1 pseudogene is annotated in these 354 nt (G+C 33.1%); it reads left to right on the top strand.

Annotation, left to right across the window (positions count from 1 at the left end):
• Nucleotides 1-354 (top strand): annotated as a pseudogene (locus IU405_RS03375) (concanavalin A lectin); the annotation flags it as partial.

The raw sequence follows: 354 nt of genomic DNA, 5'->3' as shown, positions 1-354 counted from the left end.
TTACAGGATGTAACAATTTGTGAAGGAGAATCCTCTGAAATTGATGCAACTATAGCCAGTGGTGTATCCTATAGTTGGTCTCCAACAGAAGGCGTTAGTAATCCAAATAGTGCAAAACCAATTTTTTCACCTGATGTAACAACAACATATAAAGTAACAATTGAAGATTTTTGTGGTGATATTATAGTAGAAGATGTAACTGTTACTGTATCTTCGATTAAAACACCAATTTTTGATGGCATTGATCCAATTTGTGAAGGTGACATCATAAATCCATTACCAACAACTTCAAAAAATAATATTACAGGATTTTGGACACCACAGCTAAATAATACAACAACTACAACCTACACA

The organism is Polaribacter sp. BAL334 (assembly GCF_015767435.1).
Classification (GTDB): Bacteria; Bacteroidota; Bacteroidia; order Flavobacteriales; family Flavobacteriaceae; genus Polaribacter.
Note: the sequence above shows the minus strand (reverse complement) of the source record. Positions and strands in the feature narration are given on the sequence as shown.